The following is a 14,148-nucleotide window of genomic DNA, read 5'->3' as shown; positions in this document are numbered from 1 at the left end:
CGGCGATCCAGTGGTTGAGCTGCACCGGGGTCACGGGTGGTCCTTCCTCACCGACGCGAAGGCGTCGTGCATGATTCTGGCGAGCAGAGAAGCGTCGGACGCGAGCGACAGGAACCGGAACCCGCGCGTCAGGTAGTCGGCCGCGGCGGCGGCCGAAGGCGCCATGATCCCCGCCGTTTTCCCGTGCCGTTTCGCGGCGGCGGCCACGGTGTCGAGGGCCTGGCGGAACGCCGGCGACGTGAAGCCCAGCGGCACGCCGAGCGCGTAGGAGAGGTCCACCGGGCCGATGAACAGCACGTCGACGCCGTCGGTCGCGGCGATCGCGTCGATGTCGCGCAGCGCGCCGACGGTCTCGACTTGGATCACGCCCACGACCTCGTCGTTGCGCGTGGCGAGCACCTCGGGCCGCAGCCCGAACCGGGCCTGGCGGTTGTAGGTGGCCACTCCGCGGTCGCCCTCCGGCGGGTACCGAAGGATCCGCAGGGCGTCCTGCGTGTCAGCGATCCCGCCGATCCGGGGGATCATGATGCCGCTAGCCCCGCCGTCGAGCGCCCGCCCGGCTCGTGGCCGGTCACCGCTTTCCGTCCGGACGATCAGCGGGACCCCGTAGGCCGCCGCAGCGGTCACTGACGGCCCGACCAGTTCCTCGGAACCCCCGCCGTGTTCGAGGTCCAGCAGCACCCAGTCGGCGCCGGCCGCGGCCGCGACCTCGACTGCGACCGGGCTGCCGAGCCCCGCGAACGTCCCCAGCAGCGGACCGTCGGAGGCCAGCTTTTCCTTGAGCTGCAAGGCGAAGTGCGCGGTCATGACACCACCCCCGCCCGAACCGCGGCAGCCGCCTTCGCGAAGTCGAACGTCACGATGGTCATCCCGCCGGTGACCTTGATGGTCTCGCCCGAAATGCTGCGGGCGCCCGGCCCGAGCAGGAACACGGTGAGCGCGCCGATCTCCGCCGCGGTCTGGGCCCGGCCCAGCGGGATGGGCCGGATGTGTTCGGCGAAGACCTCTTCGGCCGGCAGGCCGGTCCGGCCGGCGTCCTCGTCGAGGATCCGGTCCCAAATCGGCGTGCGCACGATGCCGGGAGCGATGGTGTTGACGGTGATGTCGAGGGGACCGAAGTCGAACGCCAGCCCGGTGCCGAACCCGATCAGCCCGGCCTTGGACGCCGCGTAGGCCGCCTGCCACGCCGCCGGGACGACGCCCGAGATGGAGGCGATGTTCACCACCGTGCCGCCGCCGTTCTCGGTGAGGACCGTGCCGACGGCGTGCGTGGCGCGCATGGTGCCCTCCAGGTTCACCCGGAGGATCCGCGTCCACTCCTGTTCGCTGTTGTGGAGGAAGTGCTTGATCAGCGAGATCCCCGCGCAGTTCACCAGGCCCCAGGTGCCGTGGGACGCTCGGGCGGCCTCGGTGAGCCGCGTGGCCGAGGCGGGGTCGGTCAGGTCGGCGGTCAGGGTGGTGGCGTCGTCAAGTTCCGCCGCGACGCGGGCCGGTCCGGCTTCGTCGATGTCGACCAGCACGAGGCGGTAGCCGGCTTCGTGCACCGAGCGCGCGATGCCGGCGCCGATCCCCGAGGCCGCTCCGGTGACGACGACGGTCTGGTCGTGGGCCATGGTCGGCTTGTCCTTCTCCGTCACGGCTTGAAGACGATCTTCAGTCCTTCGCCGGCCTGCGCCAGCGAGAGTCCTTTGTGGATGTCCGAGAGCGGGAGCACGTGGCTCACCACGCGCTCGAGCGGGAGCTCGCCGCTCTGGATGAGGTCGAGCGACTCGCGCATGGTGTAGCGCATCAGAAACGCGCCGAGGATGCGCAGCTCCTTGATCGTCACGGTCATGGCGGACAGGTTCGCGCGGTAGCTGTTGTTGATGCCCATTACCACGATCCGAGCCTGGTCCGCCGCGACGTCGACCGCGGTGTCCAGCTGCGAGCCGACGGCCTCGAACACCAGCGTCGCGCCGCGGCCGCCGGTGGCGGCCAGGACTTCCTCGCGCACGTCGACGCTGGTCGGGTCGAGCACCACATCCGCACCGGCCTGTTTCGCCACTGCGGCGCGTTTGACGGCCGGCTCGACCAGGATGACCTGTTCCACGCCGAAGTGCTTGAGCGCGATGACGGCGAGCAGGCCCATCGGGCCGCCGCCGAGGACGACCGCGCGGTCGCCGACCATGACGCCGGCCTTGTTGATTCCATTGAGGACACAGCCGAGCGGTTCTGCGAGCACGACGTGCTCGTAGGGCAGGTCGGCGGTCACGCGGTAAGCGAAATAGGAGGGAACCTTTACGTAGGTGGCCATCCCGCCGTCCCAGAAGAACCCGGGAGTGTTGGGCCACGGAATGTCCAGGTGGGGGTTGTCGAACAACGGCTCGCAGAAGTTGCCGTTCCCGTCACGACACGGGCCGCAGCGCCCGCACGGCGGGTTCTGGTCCACCGCCACGCGATCGCCCACCGACAGCCCGCGCGCCTGCGGGCCGGCCGCGACGATCTCGCCGCAGAACTCATGTCCGAAGATCACGCCGGGCAGGCCGGGATGGGTCGGCGGCGTGTGCAGGGCGTGCAGGTCCGACCCGCAGATCCCGACCGCGCCGACCTTGATGATGACGTCGTCGGGTGCGGTGATCACGGGTACGGCGTGCTGCTCCAGGGCCAATACGCCCTCGCCTCGGAAGATGACGGCGCGCATCGTGTCGGGCAGGGTGTCGGTCATCGGGTGCTCCTCTGCTGGTCGGACGAGGTGGCCGGCTGCGGGGGTACGGCTTCAGACACGGGTGGCAGCGAGATCCACGACGTTCCAGCCGCGAACCTGATCGCCGAACGCGCGATGGCCGTCCTCGGTCACGGTCACGGTGTCCTCGAGCTTGATGAATCCGCGCCGAGGGTGCAGCATCGTCGTTTCGATCGAGAGGACCATGCCGGCCTCCAGCGCGCGCGGGCCGTCGAAGTTGGGATAGGGCACCGGCCCGGTTGAGGTGAGCCGCGGCGCCTCGTGGCTGATCAATCCCATGCCGTGGGCGACGAAGGTGGTCACGTTCCGGTGCGGGCTCGCGGCCAGAACCTGGCCCGCCCGGTCGAAGATCGCCTGACCCAGCGCGCCGTCCGCGATCGGCTCGCGCGCCACCAGCTGGATCGCGTCGACCTCGGCCAGCAGATCCTCCAGTTCGCGGTCGGGTTCGCCGAGCACGGCCATGCGCGCGAGGTCGCCGATGTAGCCGCCGACGTTGCCGCCTGAATCCAGGCACAGGACCTCACCGGGTGCCCAGCTCGCCTTCGACGGCGCGCGGTTGTGGCTGGCTCCCATGCTCACCAGGCAGTACTCGAAGGTCATTCCGAGGCGGGTTTGCTCCTGGCGCAGTGTCTGCACGATCTCGCGTTTCGTGGATCCCACCCCGTGCACGTCGAAGGTTGCCCGCATCGAGTCCACGATGGCGTCGGACGCTTCTTCGAGCAGCTTCAGCTCGTCCAGCCTCTTCACCGCACGCAAGCGTTCCAGCACGAACTGACTGTCCCGCAGCGTCACAGACGATTCGACGACCAGCCGCTGGTACGCCTCGACCGGAAGGAACGATCCTTCGATGCCGACCACGGCCTGCCCCGGAAGAACCCGGCGCAGGTGCGTGAGGGCGACCTCGATGGCGTCCTGGGCGCGCCACGTGCTCGTGTCCAGGTCGGACACCCACACCGGGTCATTGTCGAGCTGCCACGATTCCATGGCGTTGCCGACGTAGCGCGTCGCGTCCAGCTCGCCGCGGATGTACACCAGCACTGGCAGGTACCGGCTGACCCCGATGGCGTCCATGTAGTCGAAGAAGAAGAACCGGTGCCCGCCCAGCAGGTACTGGACGTTGTGCTTCGAGGTCACCAGCAGCGCGTCGAGCCCGGCGCTCTCCATGAGCTCGTCGAGGTGCCGGTGATCAAAAGGGGGGTTCACGTAGGCCTCCTGTCGTCGATGTGGTGGTGATCAGGCATCTGCGACCGAGAGCCTGCGTTGGTTGAACGCGTCCAACAGCACGGCCACGAGGATCAGCGCGCCTTGGATGAACTGGACCCAGAACGGGCTCACGTTGAGCAGGGTCAGCCCATTGTTGATGACCCCGATGAGCAGAACGCCGATGAGCGTGCCGACCATGCTGCCCTTGCCGCCGAACAGGCTGGTGCCGCCGATCACGACCGCGGCGATTACCTGGAGCTCCAGCCCGGTGCCGGCGGTGGGGGTCGCTGCTCCGAGTCGGCCCACGAGCACGAGCGCGGCCAGACCGGCGCACGCGCCGGCGATTAAGTAGGCGTAGAACAGCACCCGCTTGTCGGGGATGCCGCTCAACCGCGCCGCTTGCCGGTTACCGCCGACCGCGTAGATCTGGTGGCCGAGGGTGGTGCGCGACAGGACGAGGTGCCCGACGAGGAACATCGCGGCGAGCAGGAACACCGGGACGGGGATCGTGCCGATCGTTCCGCCACCGAGCCAGGTGAGCCCTGCCGGCAGCCCGTACACACTCTGGCCTTGACTCAGTTGCAACGTCAGGCCGCGTCCCATACCGAGTACGGCGAGGGTCACGATGAACGGTGCCAACCGCAGCCAAGCCACGGAAAACCCGTTGAACGCGCCGATCGCGGAGGCGATCACCAGGCAGGCCAGGACGCCGAGGAATCCGGCCAGTCCGCCGCTGACCAGCTGCGAGGCGATCATGCCGGACAGTGCGACGTTGGACCCGACCGACAGGTCGATGCCGCCAGTGATGATCACCAGCGTCGCCCCGACGGCGGCGATCCCGACCACCGTGGACTGGGTGAGGATGTTCGTGAAGTTGCGACTGGAGAGGAAACTGTCGGACAGGAATGCCATCGCCACGCAGGCCAGCACCAACGCGACGATGATCGGGGTGCGGGGATGCCCGGCCATTCGTCGTAGCGTGGACAGGGGTGGGTCGGGCCTGCGGGTTTCTTCCTTCTTCTCCGTGGAGGTCGTGATTACCATGGTGGCCTTCCGTTTCTCACAGGCGAGTCGGGGGAAGTCAGCCGGCCGCGGCCAGCCGGAGCACCCGTTCCCTGTCAAACTCGGCTCGGCGCAGCTCGCCGACGACCCGCCCGGCGCGCAACACGTACACGCGGTCGGCCATCGCGAGTACCTCGTCGGTGTCGGAACTGGTCAGCAGTACCGCGGCGCCGGATTCGGCGAGAGTCAGGACGTGCTCGTGAATGCCTGCTTTCGCGCCCACGTCGACGCCGCGGGTGGGGTCGTCGAGAAGCAGGACCTTGGGCGTATGCGCAGCGGCTCGCGCGAGGACGATCTTCTGCTGGTTGCCGCCGGAGAGCTTGCCCGCCGGTTGACGGGGATCGCGGGTCTTGACACCGAACCCGGCGATGGCGTGGCGGGCGAGGCGTTCCTGCCGGCCGCGGCGCAGCCAGCCGACCCGGGCGAACGAGCGGTACATGCCGTAGGTGAGATTGTCCACAATGGACGCATCGAGGACCAGGCCCTCGGCCTTGCGGTCCTCGGGTGCGTAGACCACGCCTCGGCGCACCACGTCGTGCGCTCGCGCGGGGAGGGGATGGCCGTCTACCTCGACATTCCCGCGCGAGCGCGCCGACAGACCCGCCAGCGCCTTCAGCAGCTCCGTGCGCCCGGCTCCGGCGAGACCGACCAGGCCGACGATCTCGCCGGATTTCACCTGCAGCGTCGCCCGCTTCACACCGGGCGCGTCGAGCTCGCGCACCTGGAGCCGGTCGGCGCCGACGGGCCGGTGCCGCCACGGGTAGGCGTGCGCCATGTCCTTGGCGAGCATCGCCCGCACGAGCTTCGCTTCGTTCCATTCGCCGACCGGGCCGGCACCGACGAGCTCGCCGTCGCGCAGCACCGCGATCGTGTCGGCGATCTGGAACAGCTCGTCGAGGTGGTGGCTGACGTACAGGATCGTCATGCCCTGCTGGCGCAACGATTTTATCGTGCGCAGCAGGATCCGAACGTCGTTTTCGGACAGCGCCGAGGTCGGCTCGTCGAACACCAGCACACTGGCGTCGCGGGCGAGGCATCGCGCGATCTCGGTGAGCTGCCGCTGGGCCAGGGACAGCTGCCGGACGGGCCGGTCCAGCGGCAGGCCGGTCAGCCCGACCCGGTCGAGCGCGAGGCGGGCGGCCCGTTTGGCCTCGCCGCGTCGCACCACTCCCAGCCGCGCCGGCTGACGGCCCAGCACGAGGTTGTCCAGCAGGCTCATGTCCGGGACGTCGGTCAGCTCCTGGTAGATCACGCTCACGCCGGCGTCGATCACCGCACCGGGCGAGCCGGGCACGTCCTTGCCGCCCAGCAGGATCTGGCCGGAGTCCGCCTTTTCCGCGCCGGACAGGAGTTTGATGAAGGTGGACTTGCCTGCCCCGTTCTCCCCGGCGAGCGCGGTGACGGTGCCCGGCGAGAGCGTCAAGGACACGGCGTGCAGAGCGCGGATGCCCGGGTAGGACTTCGACACGCCGCGGAACTCCACCGTCGGGGCGGGCACATCAGACTTCATCGGACCAGATCCCGTAGCTCTTGACCTCGGGCGAGTCGATGCTTTCCTTGGTGATGGTCGCCGAGGGCCAGTCGATCTGCTTCGGCACGGACTTGTGCGCCTCGAGGTCGGCGACGGTGTCCACGGCCTTCTGCATCATCTTGATCGGGTTCTGGCTGATGCTGGCGTCCTGCACGCCGGCGCGCACGTCCGCGATGGCCGGCTTGGAACCGTCCACGCCGATCACGATGATGTGCCCGGGGTCGCCCACCGGCTTGAAGCGGCCCTGTGACTTGATCGCCGCCGACACGCCCACGGCTTCGGCGTCGTTGGCCGCGAACACCGCGTCGATCTGGGGATTCGCCTGAAGTATGTCCACCATCAGCGCGTTCGACTTGGCGGTGTCGTAGCCGCCGTCCTGCGCGGCCACCACCCGCAGACCGGGGTAGCGGGCCAACTGCTGGCGGAACCCTTGTTCGCGCCGCGTCGCCGACGGCGTGCCCAGGATGCCCTGGATGTCGACGACCGTGCCGGTCGCCGAGCCCTTGCGGGCCGTCAGTTCCGCGGCGACCATGTCGACCGCGTCGCTGCCGGCCTTGACGTCGTTGATGGTGATCGTCGAGGTGATCGGCGGGATCACGCTGTCGGCGATGGAGATGATCGGCACGTGCGCCGCGTCGGCCGCGGTCACGGCCGGCGCGATGGCTTTGCCGTCGGCGGGGGACAGGAGGATGTAGTTCACGCCCCGGCTGATCAGGTTCTGGATGTCGGTGACCTGCTGTGCGGCGTCGCCGTTCGAGTTGGTGGTGACCAGTTTGTACCCGTACTTCTTGGTCCCGGCGTCCAAGCCCTTCTGCATCCCCGCGAAGAACGGGTTGGACAGCGTGTAGGTCGAGTAGCCGATCGTGACGCCGGACGAGCCGCTGCCCGAAGCACCGCCACACGCGACCAGGCCGGCCGAAACGGCCACCACGCTCATCACGGTCGCTGCCAGCGGACGAAGGTTTCTCATCTGGGCTCCTTTGCCGAGATCGATCAGGACTCCGCACCATTTCGGTCGCCTGTCGACCGGTCACCGAGAGCGTCTGGCGAGCCGTGGCGACGGGCGCCTGTCGCCTGTCGACCGATTACGCTAGAGTGGCTCCCGGAAGGTGTCAATACACCCGGCAGGAGCTGTCGAGGTCCCCACACGAGAATCGTGGTGAGCCGGGCGAGACCTGGGGCGAACGGGAGGGTGCACATGAGTGAGCCGACTGTGCAGTGGGAAACGATGCGGATCGACGAGAACGCGCCGAAACGGGCACCTTCGCTGGCGGATCAGACTTACGCCACGTTGAAGCGCTGGGTCGTGTCCGGTGAGCTCGAACCCGGTTCCGTGCTCAGTGAAAACGATCTCGCCCGCAGGTTCTCGATCAGCCGTTCACCGCTGCGCGAGGCGATCCGCCGGCTGCAGGACGAGGGCCTGCTGGACGTCTCCGGGCCGCGCGGGTTCACCGTTCCGGCGCTGTCTGTGGAACTCGTCCGGCAGGTCTACACCGTGCGCCGAGCGCTCGAGGTGGCCGCGGCCGAGAACGCCACCCGGATCCCGGCCGGCGAGCTGGCCGCCATGCGCGAGCGCATGGATCGCATCGGCGAGGCGATCGCCCGGGGTGACCTCGAACCGTTCAACGTCGCCGACTTCGACTTCCATGACCTGTTCGTGCTCAACTGCGGAAACCCCTTGCTCATCAACCACATCCACCGGCTGCGCGGACACATCCAGCGCACGATCAACTGGGCCGGCCAGTTCCACGAGCACACGGAGCTGGCGTACAAGGAGCATCGCGCGATTCTCGAGGCGATGGAGGCGGGCGACACCCGGGCGATGGGCGAAGCCGTCGACACCCACATTCGCAACGTCATGGACCGCTTGATCGACAAGCTCGACCCCGCTCGGAAAGCCGTGACCACCGACTGAAAGAGACTCTCCCCATGCCGAACCCCGATGCCTTGCTGAGCACGTGCTGGACCTCCGCGGGTGATGTGATGCCGCTGCGCAATGGCGACCTCAGCCCGTTCGACATCCGGGACCGGGTAGCGGCCGCCGCGGAGGCGGGGTTCAGCGGGTTCGGGATCACGCACACCGACCTCGTCGCGGTGCGCGACGGCATCGGGTTTCCCGCGCTCGTCAGGGAGTTCGAGCAGCACGGCATCACGACTGTCGAGGTAGAGTACATCGACGACTGGTGGTGCTCGGGGGAGCGGCGCTCGCGTTCGGACGCGATGCGGGCCGATCTGCTGCACGCCGCCGAGGCGCTGGGTGCCTCGCACATCAAAGCCGGGGTGGGGCAGGCCGGGGACACCGTCGAGCCGGACGTGTTGCGGCAGGAGTTCTCCGCGCTGGCTCGGGAAGCCGGGGCAGTGGGCACGCGGATCGCCCTCGAGCCCGCGGCTTTCTCGATGATGACGACGATCGAGCCCGGCGCGCGGCTGGTGCGCGACGTGGCGAACCCGGCAGGCGGTCTGCTGGTCGACATCTGGCACGTCCATCGCAGCGGGATGTCCTATGAGGACCTCGATTGGATCCTGCCGCCGGAGTACGTCTTCGCCGTCGAGATCAACGACGGGTACCGGGAGGTGACCGGAACCCTGTTCGAGGACACCTTCGACAACCGGCTCTACTGTGGGGAAGGGGACTTCGACGTCGCTTCCTTCGTGAAGTCGTTGCGGCGCGCCGGCTTCGCAGGCCCGTGGGGCGTGGAGATGATGTCGCGCGAGCACCGCACGCTCGACGTGCGCACCGCGACCAAACAGGCCGCGGCGGCCGCCGCTGACCTCCTGGCTTCCGCTCGATGAAAAGCGCTGCTCGCCCTGCGAGACCTGGTGGCTGCCCATGGCCAGCAGGCCGGCCCGCTCAAGATCGCCCTGGTCGCCACGCGGTCCGCCGACGACGCCGACCAGGTCGCGCTAGCCGAAGCCGCCCGAGGCGTCGCTCAGTCGCTCGCGCGGGAGCTCGGCCCGAACGTCCGCATCAATACGGTGGTGTGCGACGGAACGTCCGAAAAGGACCTGCGGCCCACCTTTAACTTCCTCGCCGGCCCGGGCTCCGGCTACGACGCCGGTGCGACGATCGACCTGCGGCGGCCACGATGACCTACCTGGTGACCGGGGCGACGGACGGACCGGCCTTGCGGCGCCGTCGGGGCCGGTTCGTCGCCGTGGCCTCCAAAGCGGGCCTGGTCGGGGCTGCAGGAAGCGCACGCTGCCCGGCACCGTGACTGGGCGCTGCGCCGGCCCTTCGGGGTTTGCCCGTTCGTGACCGCGGCGGCTCAGCGCGGATGGCGGCGCAACGGCCGGACGGCGGGGCCTTGGACGACGGAGCCGTCGGTGCCGAAGCGGGAGCCGTGGCACGGGCAGTCCCACGTGTGTTCCGCGTCGTTGAAGGCCACTAGGCAGCCGAGGTGCGTGCAGTGGGCTTCGACGGTGTGCAGATCGCCGTTTTCCGCTCGGTAGGCAGCGACCAGTTCGGCACCCACGCGGACCACGGCGCCCTGGCCCGGTCGTACCTGGCCCAGAGAGCGGCCCTGCTGCAGCACGGACACGTGGTCGCCGACGAGGTGGCGGCCGACCTCGAAGGCGTCTTCGGCGAGGCTGAGCACCGAGCGCGCGTCGAAGCGGTTGGGGTCGAACAGCGCGGCGGCGGGATGCTCCTCGCCGAGGATGCGGGCGGCGACGACCTGGCCTGCCGCAGTGCCGCCGGTCATGCCCCATTGGCCGAAGCCCGTCGCGACCCACAGCGGGAGCGAGGCGGGTAGATAGCGGCCGGCGTACGGTAATCCGTCCAAAGTAGACAGATCGTGCGCGGACCAGCGGTGGGTCACGCGGTGCAGGCCCGCGTGCTCGCCGGCCCAGGCGGCGAGGCGTTCGTAGCGCCGCTCGACGTGTGATTCGGCGCCGACGCGGTAGTGCTCGCCGCCGGCGACGACGATCGGGGTGCCGTCGGCGGTGTAGGCGCGCACCGAGTGGTGAGTGTCGGCGTCGAGGTACATGCCGTCCAGGGAGGCGTTGCCGACCGCCGGGCCCGCGACGACCAGGTCGCGCACCGGGTCGAGTCGGGCGAAGTAGACCCCTCTGTCGAACACGGGGTAGTGCGTGGCGACCACCAGGTCGTCGGCCTCGACGTCGCCCTGGGACGTCCGCACGACCCGTCCGCGCAAGTCGAGGCTCAGCGCGCGCGTGTGCTCGAGGACAGTGCCGCCGGCGCGTTCGACCTCGGCGGCGAGCCCGAGCAGCCAGCGGCGGGGGTGGAAATGCGCCTGCCCGGCGACACGCACGGCACCGAGGGCGGGCACATCCAGCTCGACATCCTTCACGTACGCCGCCGGGAGCCCGGCTTTCGTGGCCGCGTCGGCTTCCTTCTTGAGCTTGTCGACGGTCTCCGGCTGCGTCGTGTAGACGTAGCTGGGCGCGCGGGTGAACGCGCAGTCGATGCCCGTTTCGGACGCGATCCACTCCATCGCCGCGGACTGTGCTCCGGCGTAAGTCTTCGCGGCGTCGGCGCCGTGGCGCGCCTCGAGCTCGGCGTACTTCAGACCGTGTTGGGCGCTCACCTTCGCCGTCGTGTGCCCGGACACGCCGCTTGCCACCCGGCCGGCCTCCAGTACGAGCACCGACTTCCCGGCCCGCGCCAGCAGCACGGCCGTGGTGAGCCCCGCGATCCCGGCCCCGAGCACGACCACGTCGGCCCATCCGGGCGGCGGTCCCGAGCCGCGTTCGGGCGCGGGCGCGGTGTCGATCCACAACGACAGCGGGGCGGGCAAGTCCGTCATCCCCAAGTGGTTCCCCCGTGGAGTGAGCCCAAACCCGCGGCGTTTCACCGCCGCGCCCGGGGTAATCGGAGCTGACCGTCCACACGTACCTCGAAGAGGAGATCTTCTACCCAGCCGCTCGCGAAGCCGCGCCCGAGGAGAAGGACCGCGTGCTCGAAAGAGTCGAGGAGCATCACGGGATGGTCTGGCAGCTGTCGGAGCTGCAGGGTCTCGACCCCGCGGACAAGACCTTTGACGCCAAGGCCACCGTCCTCATCGAGAACGTCCGCCATCACGTCGAGAAGGAAGAGGACGAGTGGTTCCCTGGAGGTCCGCAAGGCGATGGGCCGCAAGTGCCTGCAGGAGCTCGGGCGGGAAATGCTCGACCCCCGCGCGGACGGGCCTGAGGATCCGCTCAAGATCCGCAGCGCCACCGCCGGAGCGGTGGCTCGGAGTTCGGTCCTCGCGCGGCCGGATGTCAGTGGACACCTTGGACGGCTATCCGCTCGCGCCTGATTTCGTGGAGCTCGCCGATCCCGACGGGAGCCTGAGTCACAACGCGGCGCGGCGCGGGTCCGTCAATCTATCTCGGCGCACACTTGCTCACGGTTTCTCATTTTCACGATCGAACACTTCGGGCCGATAGTCGATGTTGTTATTTGTGAATTTCCGCAAGCGCTGGTTTCGCTCGACCGCATCCGGGTATTCGAGGTCATCGCTTTGAAAGGAAGTCAGCGATGACTATCACCGGAATCATTAGTGCAGTCGTCATCGGTTTGATCATCGGCGTTCTCGGTCGGCTGCTTGCGCCGGGAAAGCAGAAGATTCCGCTGTGGCTCACGATCGTGGTCGGGATCATCGCGGCGTTCGCGGTGACCGCGATCGCGCGTGCGGCCGGATACGCCGACACCGAAGGGTTTGACTGGCTCGAGATGATCACCCAGCTCGTGCTGGCCGCACTCGGGGTTTCGCTTGCCGCTGCAGCCTTTGGCCGGAGGCGGAAAGTGCTGCGATGACCCCTGCCCGCCCAGCCCGGTCCAGTGTTCTGGACCGGGCTGGTGCATGGCGCCGTTGCATGATCGTCCGCGGCGATCAATCCCGGAGCAGTGGTGTCAGCGGGCTGTCGTCGAGCTGTGCCAGTATTTCGGCGACGTCGCGGTAGACGGCCACTGCGCCGGCATCGCGGAGTTCCGCGGCGCTGGTTCCGCCGGAGCGGACTCCGACCGTTCGGACCTCCGCGCGGCGGGCGGACTCGACGTCCCAGACGGCGTCACCGACGAAAATCGACCGTGCCGAATCGGCGCCGGCCGCGTCCAAGGCGACGACGACCGGCTCGGCGTCGGGTTTGGTCGCCTCGACGTCCTTGCCGGCGATGACCGCGGCGACCTCGTCGTCGACGTCAAGGACCTTGCGCAGGATCTCGAGCTCGTCAGGCCCTGCGGACGTGGCGAGCACGACGCGTGCTCCGTGCCCGGCCAGGGACCGGATCAGGTCGCGGGCACCCGGAAATGGCCGCAGCAGGTCCGAATCACGCAGGTAGAGCTGGGAATGCAGTTCCTTCACGCGGGAGCCGAGCTGCTCGGCGTCGGCGTGGCCGAGCAGCCGGACGAGGAGTTTGTCCGAGCCCATGCCGATCGCCCGGTGCACCCGCCAGCCGTCCACCGGACGGTCCACGGCGTGGAAGGCCTGTAGCCAGGCGTGGACGTGCAGGTAGTTCGAATCGACGAGCGTGCCGTCCACGTCGAACAGCACGGCGGTCGGCTCGGGCATGCTGTGTTCCTTTCCGAACAGTCGAAGTATCCGGTCGGCCACGCTTCGGCCGAAGAAGTGGCGGCGCGCCTTGGCTCGGGCTCCGCCCCGCAATGAGGTTTACCCGCTTCCTCGCCGGCCAAACAGCTCCGCACCGCGAGGTGTCAGTCCGAGGCGCCACAGATCGATCAGGTGCGGGCCCAGGTCGGGTAGCGCGCCGTGCTCCAGGCGCCAGCCCGTGGCCAGGTCGCCACCCAGGAACCCGCCGTGCAGGTAGCACGAGCGAGCGCCGATGACGTCGAACGTCTTCGCGCGCTCGACGAACGGGCAGGTCTCGGGGTGTACCGCGTGCGCGCTCAAGTACTCGACCTGATCACGAGCCAGGACTGGAAAGGTGGCGCCGCCGCGGCGGCCAACGCTGCCCTGCTGGCTCGGTTCTACGAGCGCTTCGGCGACCAGGCCGTGTCGGTGGCCAGACGCCTCGAATTCACCGTGACCGGAGCCGTGCTCGTCTGACTCTCTGCGCGCTGCCAGCGAAAGACCCCTGCGCCCTGGGCGTAGGAGAGGTGGCCGCCGAGCGCACCCCCGACGCTGAGGACGAGCAGGCCGAGTGCACCGAGCAACTTGCCCCCAGCCGCGCAACGGTGACGCCGGCGGTATGAGGCGGCGAAGACCACGGTTGCGACGAGGTTGAGTACGAGATGGCAGAACCCGACCCGGCGCTGTCGCTCGTCGAGGTCGTGGTAGTCGGCGGCACCGAGAACCGCGGCCGCCGGAGCCGCCAGCAAGCCGACGCCAACGAGGCGACGGGCAGCTTCGTCGTTGCCGGGTACCAAGTCGAGCAGCGACGAGCACGCCCACGCGCCGATCGGGAGAGTGACCGCGAGCGGGTGCAGTGGATGGCCGAGCCGGCGGCCTCGGAGCTCTTCGCCGGCCTGGCCGCTGAAGAGCTTGCCCACCGGGCTCACGACCGCGGCCGCGGGTGCGTCCAATGCTTGTACGTCTTCGAGGGCGGACAACAGCCGGTGCGGCGGGGACTCCGTCGCAGTCCGGGTGCTGCTGTACCTGATCGCTGATGGTGATTTGTCGGTCATGATAAGGACTTCCCCTGCGGTCGGGCTCCGACCCTCACCGCG

Annotated in this window: 17 protein-coding genes; 6 read left to right on the top strand and 11 right to left on the bottom strand. The window is 69.0% G+C overall.

The genetic code is table 11. From position 1 onward, the window contains the following. Positions 1 to 30 precede the first annotated feature (30 nt). The 7 genes from ABZU76_RS18395 to ABZU76_RS18365 all read right to left on the bottom strand — a co-directional run bounded on the left by ABZU76_RS18395 (position 31) and on the right by ABZU76_RS18365 (position 7,488). Positions 31 to 807 carry an aldolase/citrate lyase family protein gene (locus ABZU76_RS18395; RefSeq protein ID WP_354870757.1) on the bottom strand — a complete coding sequence of 259 codons (777 nt, stop codon included), beginning with the start codon at positions 805 to 807 and terminating at the stop codon, positions 31 to 33. After that, positions 804 to 1,637 (bottom strand): SDR family NAD(P)-dependent oxidoreductase, encoded by an 834-nt coding sequence (locus ABZU76_RS18390; RefSeq protein WP_354870755.1) that lies wholly within the window; start codon positions 1,635 to 1,637, stop codon positions 804 to 806. The genes ABZU76_RS18395 and ABZU76_RS18390 overlap by 4 nt, the downstream gene beginning before the upstream one ends. Continuing rightward, entirely contained in the window at positions 1,634 to 2,704 is a 1,071-nt protein-coding gene (locus tag ABZU76_RS18385) for an alcohol dehydrogenase catalytic domain-containing protein (RefSeq protein WP_354870753.1), read from the bottom strand. The genes ABZU76_RS18390 and ABZU76_RS18385 overlap by 4 nt, the downstream gene beginning before the upstream one ends. 51 nt (positions 2,705 to 2,755) lie before the next feature. Beyond that, complete coding sequence (locus tag ABZU76_RS18380; RefSeq protein ID WP_354870751.1) at positions 2,756 to 3,925, bottom strand: Xaa-Pro peptidase family protein; 1,170 nt, start codon at positions 3,923 to 3,925, stop codon at positions 2,756 to 2,758. A 30-nt stretch (positions 3,926 to 3,955) separates the two neighbouring features. Continuing rightward, on the bottom strand, positions 3,956 to 4,894 hold the full coding sequence (locus tag ABZU76_RS18375) for an ABC transporter permease (RefSeq protein WP_354870748.1): 939 nt from the start codon (positions 4,892 to 4,894) through the stop codon (positions 3,956 to 3,958). Between the two features lie 112 nt (positions 4,895 to 5,006). After that, a complete protein-coding gene (locus ABZU76_RS18370; protein ID WP_354870746.1) occupies positions 5,007 to 6,497 on the bottom strand; it encodes a sugar ABC transporter ATP-binding protein in 1,491 nt (496 codons plus the stop codon). Further along, on the bottom strand, positions 6,487 to 7,488 hold the full coding sequence (locus tag ABZU76_RS18365) for a sugar ABC transporter substrate-binding protein (protein WP_354870744.1): 1,002 nt from the start codon (positions 7,486 to 7,488) through the stop codon (positions 6,487 to 6,489). Before ABZU76_RS18365 ends, ABZU76_RS18370 begins: the two co-directional genes overlap by 11 nt. A gap of 228 nt (positions 7,489 to 7,716) precedes the next feature. Here ABZU76_RS18365 and ABZU76_RS18360 point away from each other — a divergent pair, with 228 nt between their 5' ends. Genes ABZU76_RS18360 through ABZU76_RS18350 form a run of 3 tightly spaced genes read left to right on the top strand, consistent with a single transcriptional unit; the run spans position 7,717 to position 9,608 of the window. Further along, the gene (locus ABZU76_RS18360; protein ID WP_354870742.1) at positions 7,717 to 8,433 is read left to right on the top strand and encodes a GntR family transcriptional regulator; all 717 of its coding nucleotides are present in this window, start codon (positions 7,717 to 7,719) and stop codon (positions 8,431 to 8,433) included. A gap of 14 nt (positions 8,434 to 8,447) precedes the next feature. Beyond that, positions 8,448 to 9,311: a sugar phosphate isomerase/epimerase family protein gene (locus ABZU76_RS18355; RefSeq protein ID WP_354870740.1), complete on the top strand. Its 864-nt coding sequence runs from the start codon at positions 8,448 to 8,450 to the stop codon at positions 9,309 to 9,311. A gap of 27 nt (positions 9,312 to 9,338) precedes the next feature. After that, positions 9,339 to 9,608, top strand: coding sequence for a hypothetical protein (locus ABZU76_RS18350; protein WP_354870738.1), 270 nt, complete (start codon positions 9,339 to 9,341; stop codon positions 9,606 to 9,608). A gap of 176 nt (positions 9,609 to 9,784) precedes the next feature. On the opposite strand, the gene ABZU76_RS18345 is transcribed toward ABZU76_RS18350, so the two are convergent. Beyond that, positions 9,785 to 11,284, bottom strand: a complete 1,500-nt coding sequence (locus tag ABZU76_RS18345) for an FAD-dependent oxidoreductase (protein ID WP_354870736.1) — start codon at positions 11,282 to 11,284, stop codon at positions 9,785 to 9,787. A 71-nt stretch (positions 11,285 to 11,355) separates the two neighbouring features. On the opposite strand from ABZU76_RS18345, the gene ABZU76_RS18340 reads away from it, so the two are divergent. After that, positions 11,356 to 11,670: a hemerythrin domain-containing protein gene (locus ABZU76_RS18340; RefSeq protein WP_354870871.1), complete on the top strand. Its 315-nt coding sequence runs from the start codon at positions 11,356 to 11,358 to the stop codon at positions 11,668 to 11,670. Between the two features lie 330 nt (positions 11,671 to 12,000). Beyond that, complete coding sequence (locus ABZU76_RS18335) at positions 12,001 to 12,279, top strand: GlsB/YeaQ/YmgE family stress response membrane protein (protein WP_354870734.1); 279 nt, start codon at positions 12,001 to 12,003, stop codon at positions 12,277 to 12,279. A 76-nt stretch (positions 12,280 to 12,355) separates the two neighbouring features. Here the strand turns inward: ABZU76_RS18335 and ABZU76_RS18330 are convergent, their stop codons facing one another. Further along, on the bottom strand, positions 12,356 to 13,033 hold the full coding sequence (locus ABZU76_RS18330) for an HAD family hydrolase (RefSeq protein ID WP_354870732.1): 678 nt from the start codon (positions 13,031 to 13,033) through the stop codon (positions 12,356 to 12,358). Between the two features lie 99 nt (positions 13,034 to 13,132). After that, entirely contained in the window at positions 13,133 to 13,372 is a 240-nt protein-coding gene (locus ABZU76_RS18325) for a hypothetical protein (RefSeq protein ID WP_354870729.1), read from the bottom strand. Between ABZU76_RS18325 and ABZU76_RS18320 the strand changes: the two genes are divergently transcribed. Continuing rightward, a complete protein-coding gene (locus ABZU76_RS18320; protein WP_354870880.1) occupies positions 13,361 to 13,528 on the top strand; it encodes a hypothetical protein in 168 nt (55 codons plus the stop codon). The genes ABZU76_RS18325 and ABZU76_RS18320 overlap by 12 nt on opposite strands. On the opposite strand, the gene ABZU76_RS18315 is transcribed toward ABZU76_RS18320, so the two are convergent. Next, the gene (locus ABZU76_RS18315; protein ID WP_354870727.1) at positions 13,450 to 14,106 is read right to left on the bottom strand and encodes a DUF2231 domain-containing protein; all 657 of its coding nucleotides are present in this window, start codon (positions 14,104 to 14,106) and stop codon (positions 13,450 to 13,452) included. The genes ABZU76_RS18320 and ABZU76_RS18315 overlap by 79 nt on opposite strands. Positions 14,107 to 14,148: the final 42 nt, after the last annotated feature.

This window comes from Amycolatopsis sp. NPDC005232 (assembly GCF_040607795.1).
In the GTDB taxonomy this organism is placed as follows: domain Bacteria; phylum Actinomycetota; class Actinomycetes; order Mycobacteriales; family Pseudonocardiaceae; genus Amycolatopsis.
This window is presented reverse-complemented; position numbering and strand designations above follow the sequence as displayed.

Coding starts and splice junctions, on each gene's coding strand:
- ABZU76_RS18395 (WP_354870757.1), bottom strand. CDS start 807: ATGACCGCGCACTTCGCCTTGCAGCTCAAGGAAAAGCTGGCCTCCGAC.
- ABZU76_RS18385 (WP_354870753.1), bottom strand. CDS start 2,704: ATGACCGACACCCTGCCCGACACGATGCGCGCCGTCATCTTCCGAGGC.
- ABZU76_RS18375 (WP_354870748.1), bottom strand. CDS start 4,894: ATGGCCGGGCATCCCCGCACCCCGATCATCGTCGCGTTGGTGCTGGCC.
- ABZU76_RS18370 (WP_354870746.1), bottom strand. CDS start 6,497: ATGAAGTCTGATGTGCCCGCCCCGACGGTGGAGTTCCGCGGCGTGTCG.
- ABZU76_RS18365 (WP_354870744.1), bottom strand. CDS start 7,488: ATGAGAAACCTTCGTCCGCTGGCAGCGACCGTGATGAGCGTGGTGGCC.
- ABZU76_RS18360 (WP_354870742.1), top strand. CDS start 7,717: ATGAGTGAGCCGACTGTGCAGTGGGAAACGATGCGGATCGACGAGAAC.
- ABZU76_RS18355 (WP_354870740.1), top strand. CDS start 8,448: ATGCCGAACCCCGATGCCTTGCTGAGCACGTGCTGGACCTCCGCGGGT.
- ABZU76_RS18345 (WP_354870736.1), bottom strand. CDS start 11,284: ATGACGGACTTGCCCGCCCCGCTGTCGTTGTGGATCGACACCGCGCCC.
- ABZU76_RS18335 (WP_354870734.1), top strand. CDS start 12,001: ATGACTATCACCGGAATCATTAGTGCAGTCGTCATCGGTTTGATCATC.
- ABZU76_RS18330 (WP_354870732.1), bottom strand. CDS start 13,033: ATGCCCGAGCCGACCGCCGTGCTGTTCGACGTGGACGGCACGCTCGTC.
- ABZU76_RS18315 (WP_354870727.1), bottom strand. CDS start 14,106: ATGACCGACAAATCACCATCAGCGATCAGGTACAGCAGCACCCGGACT.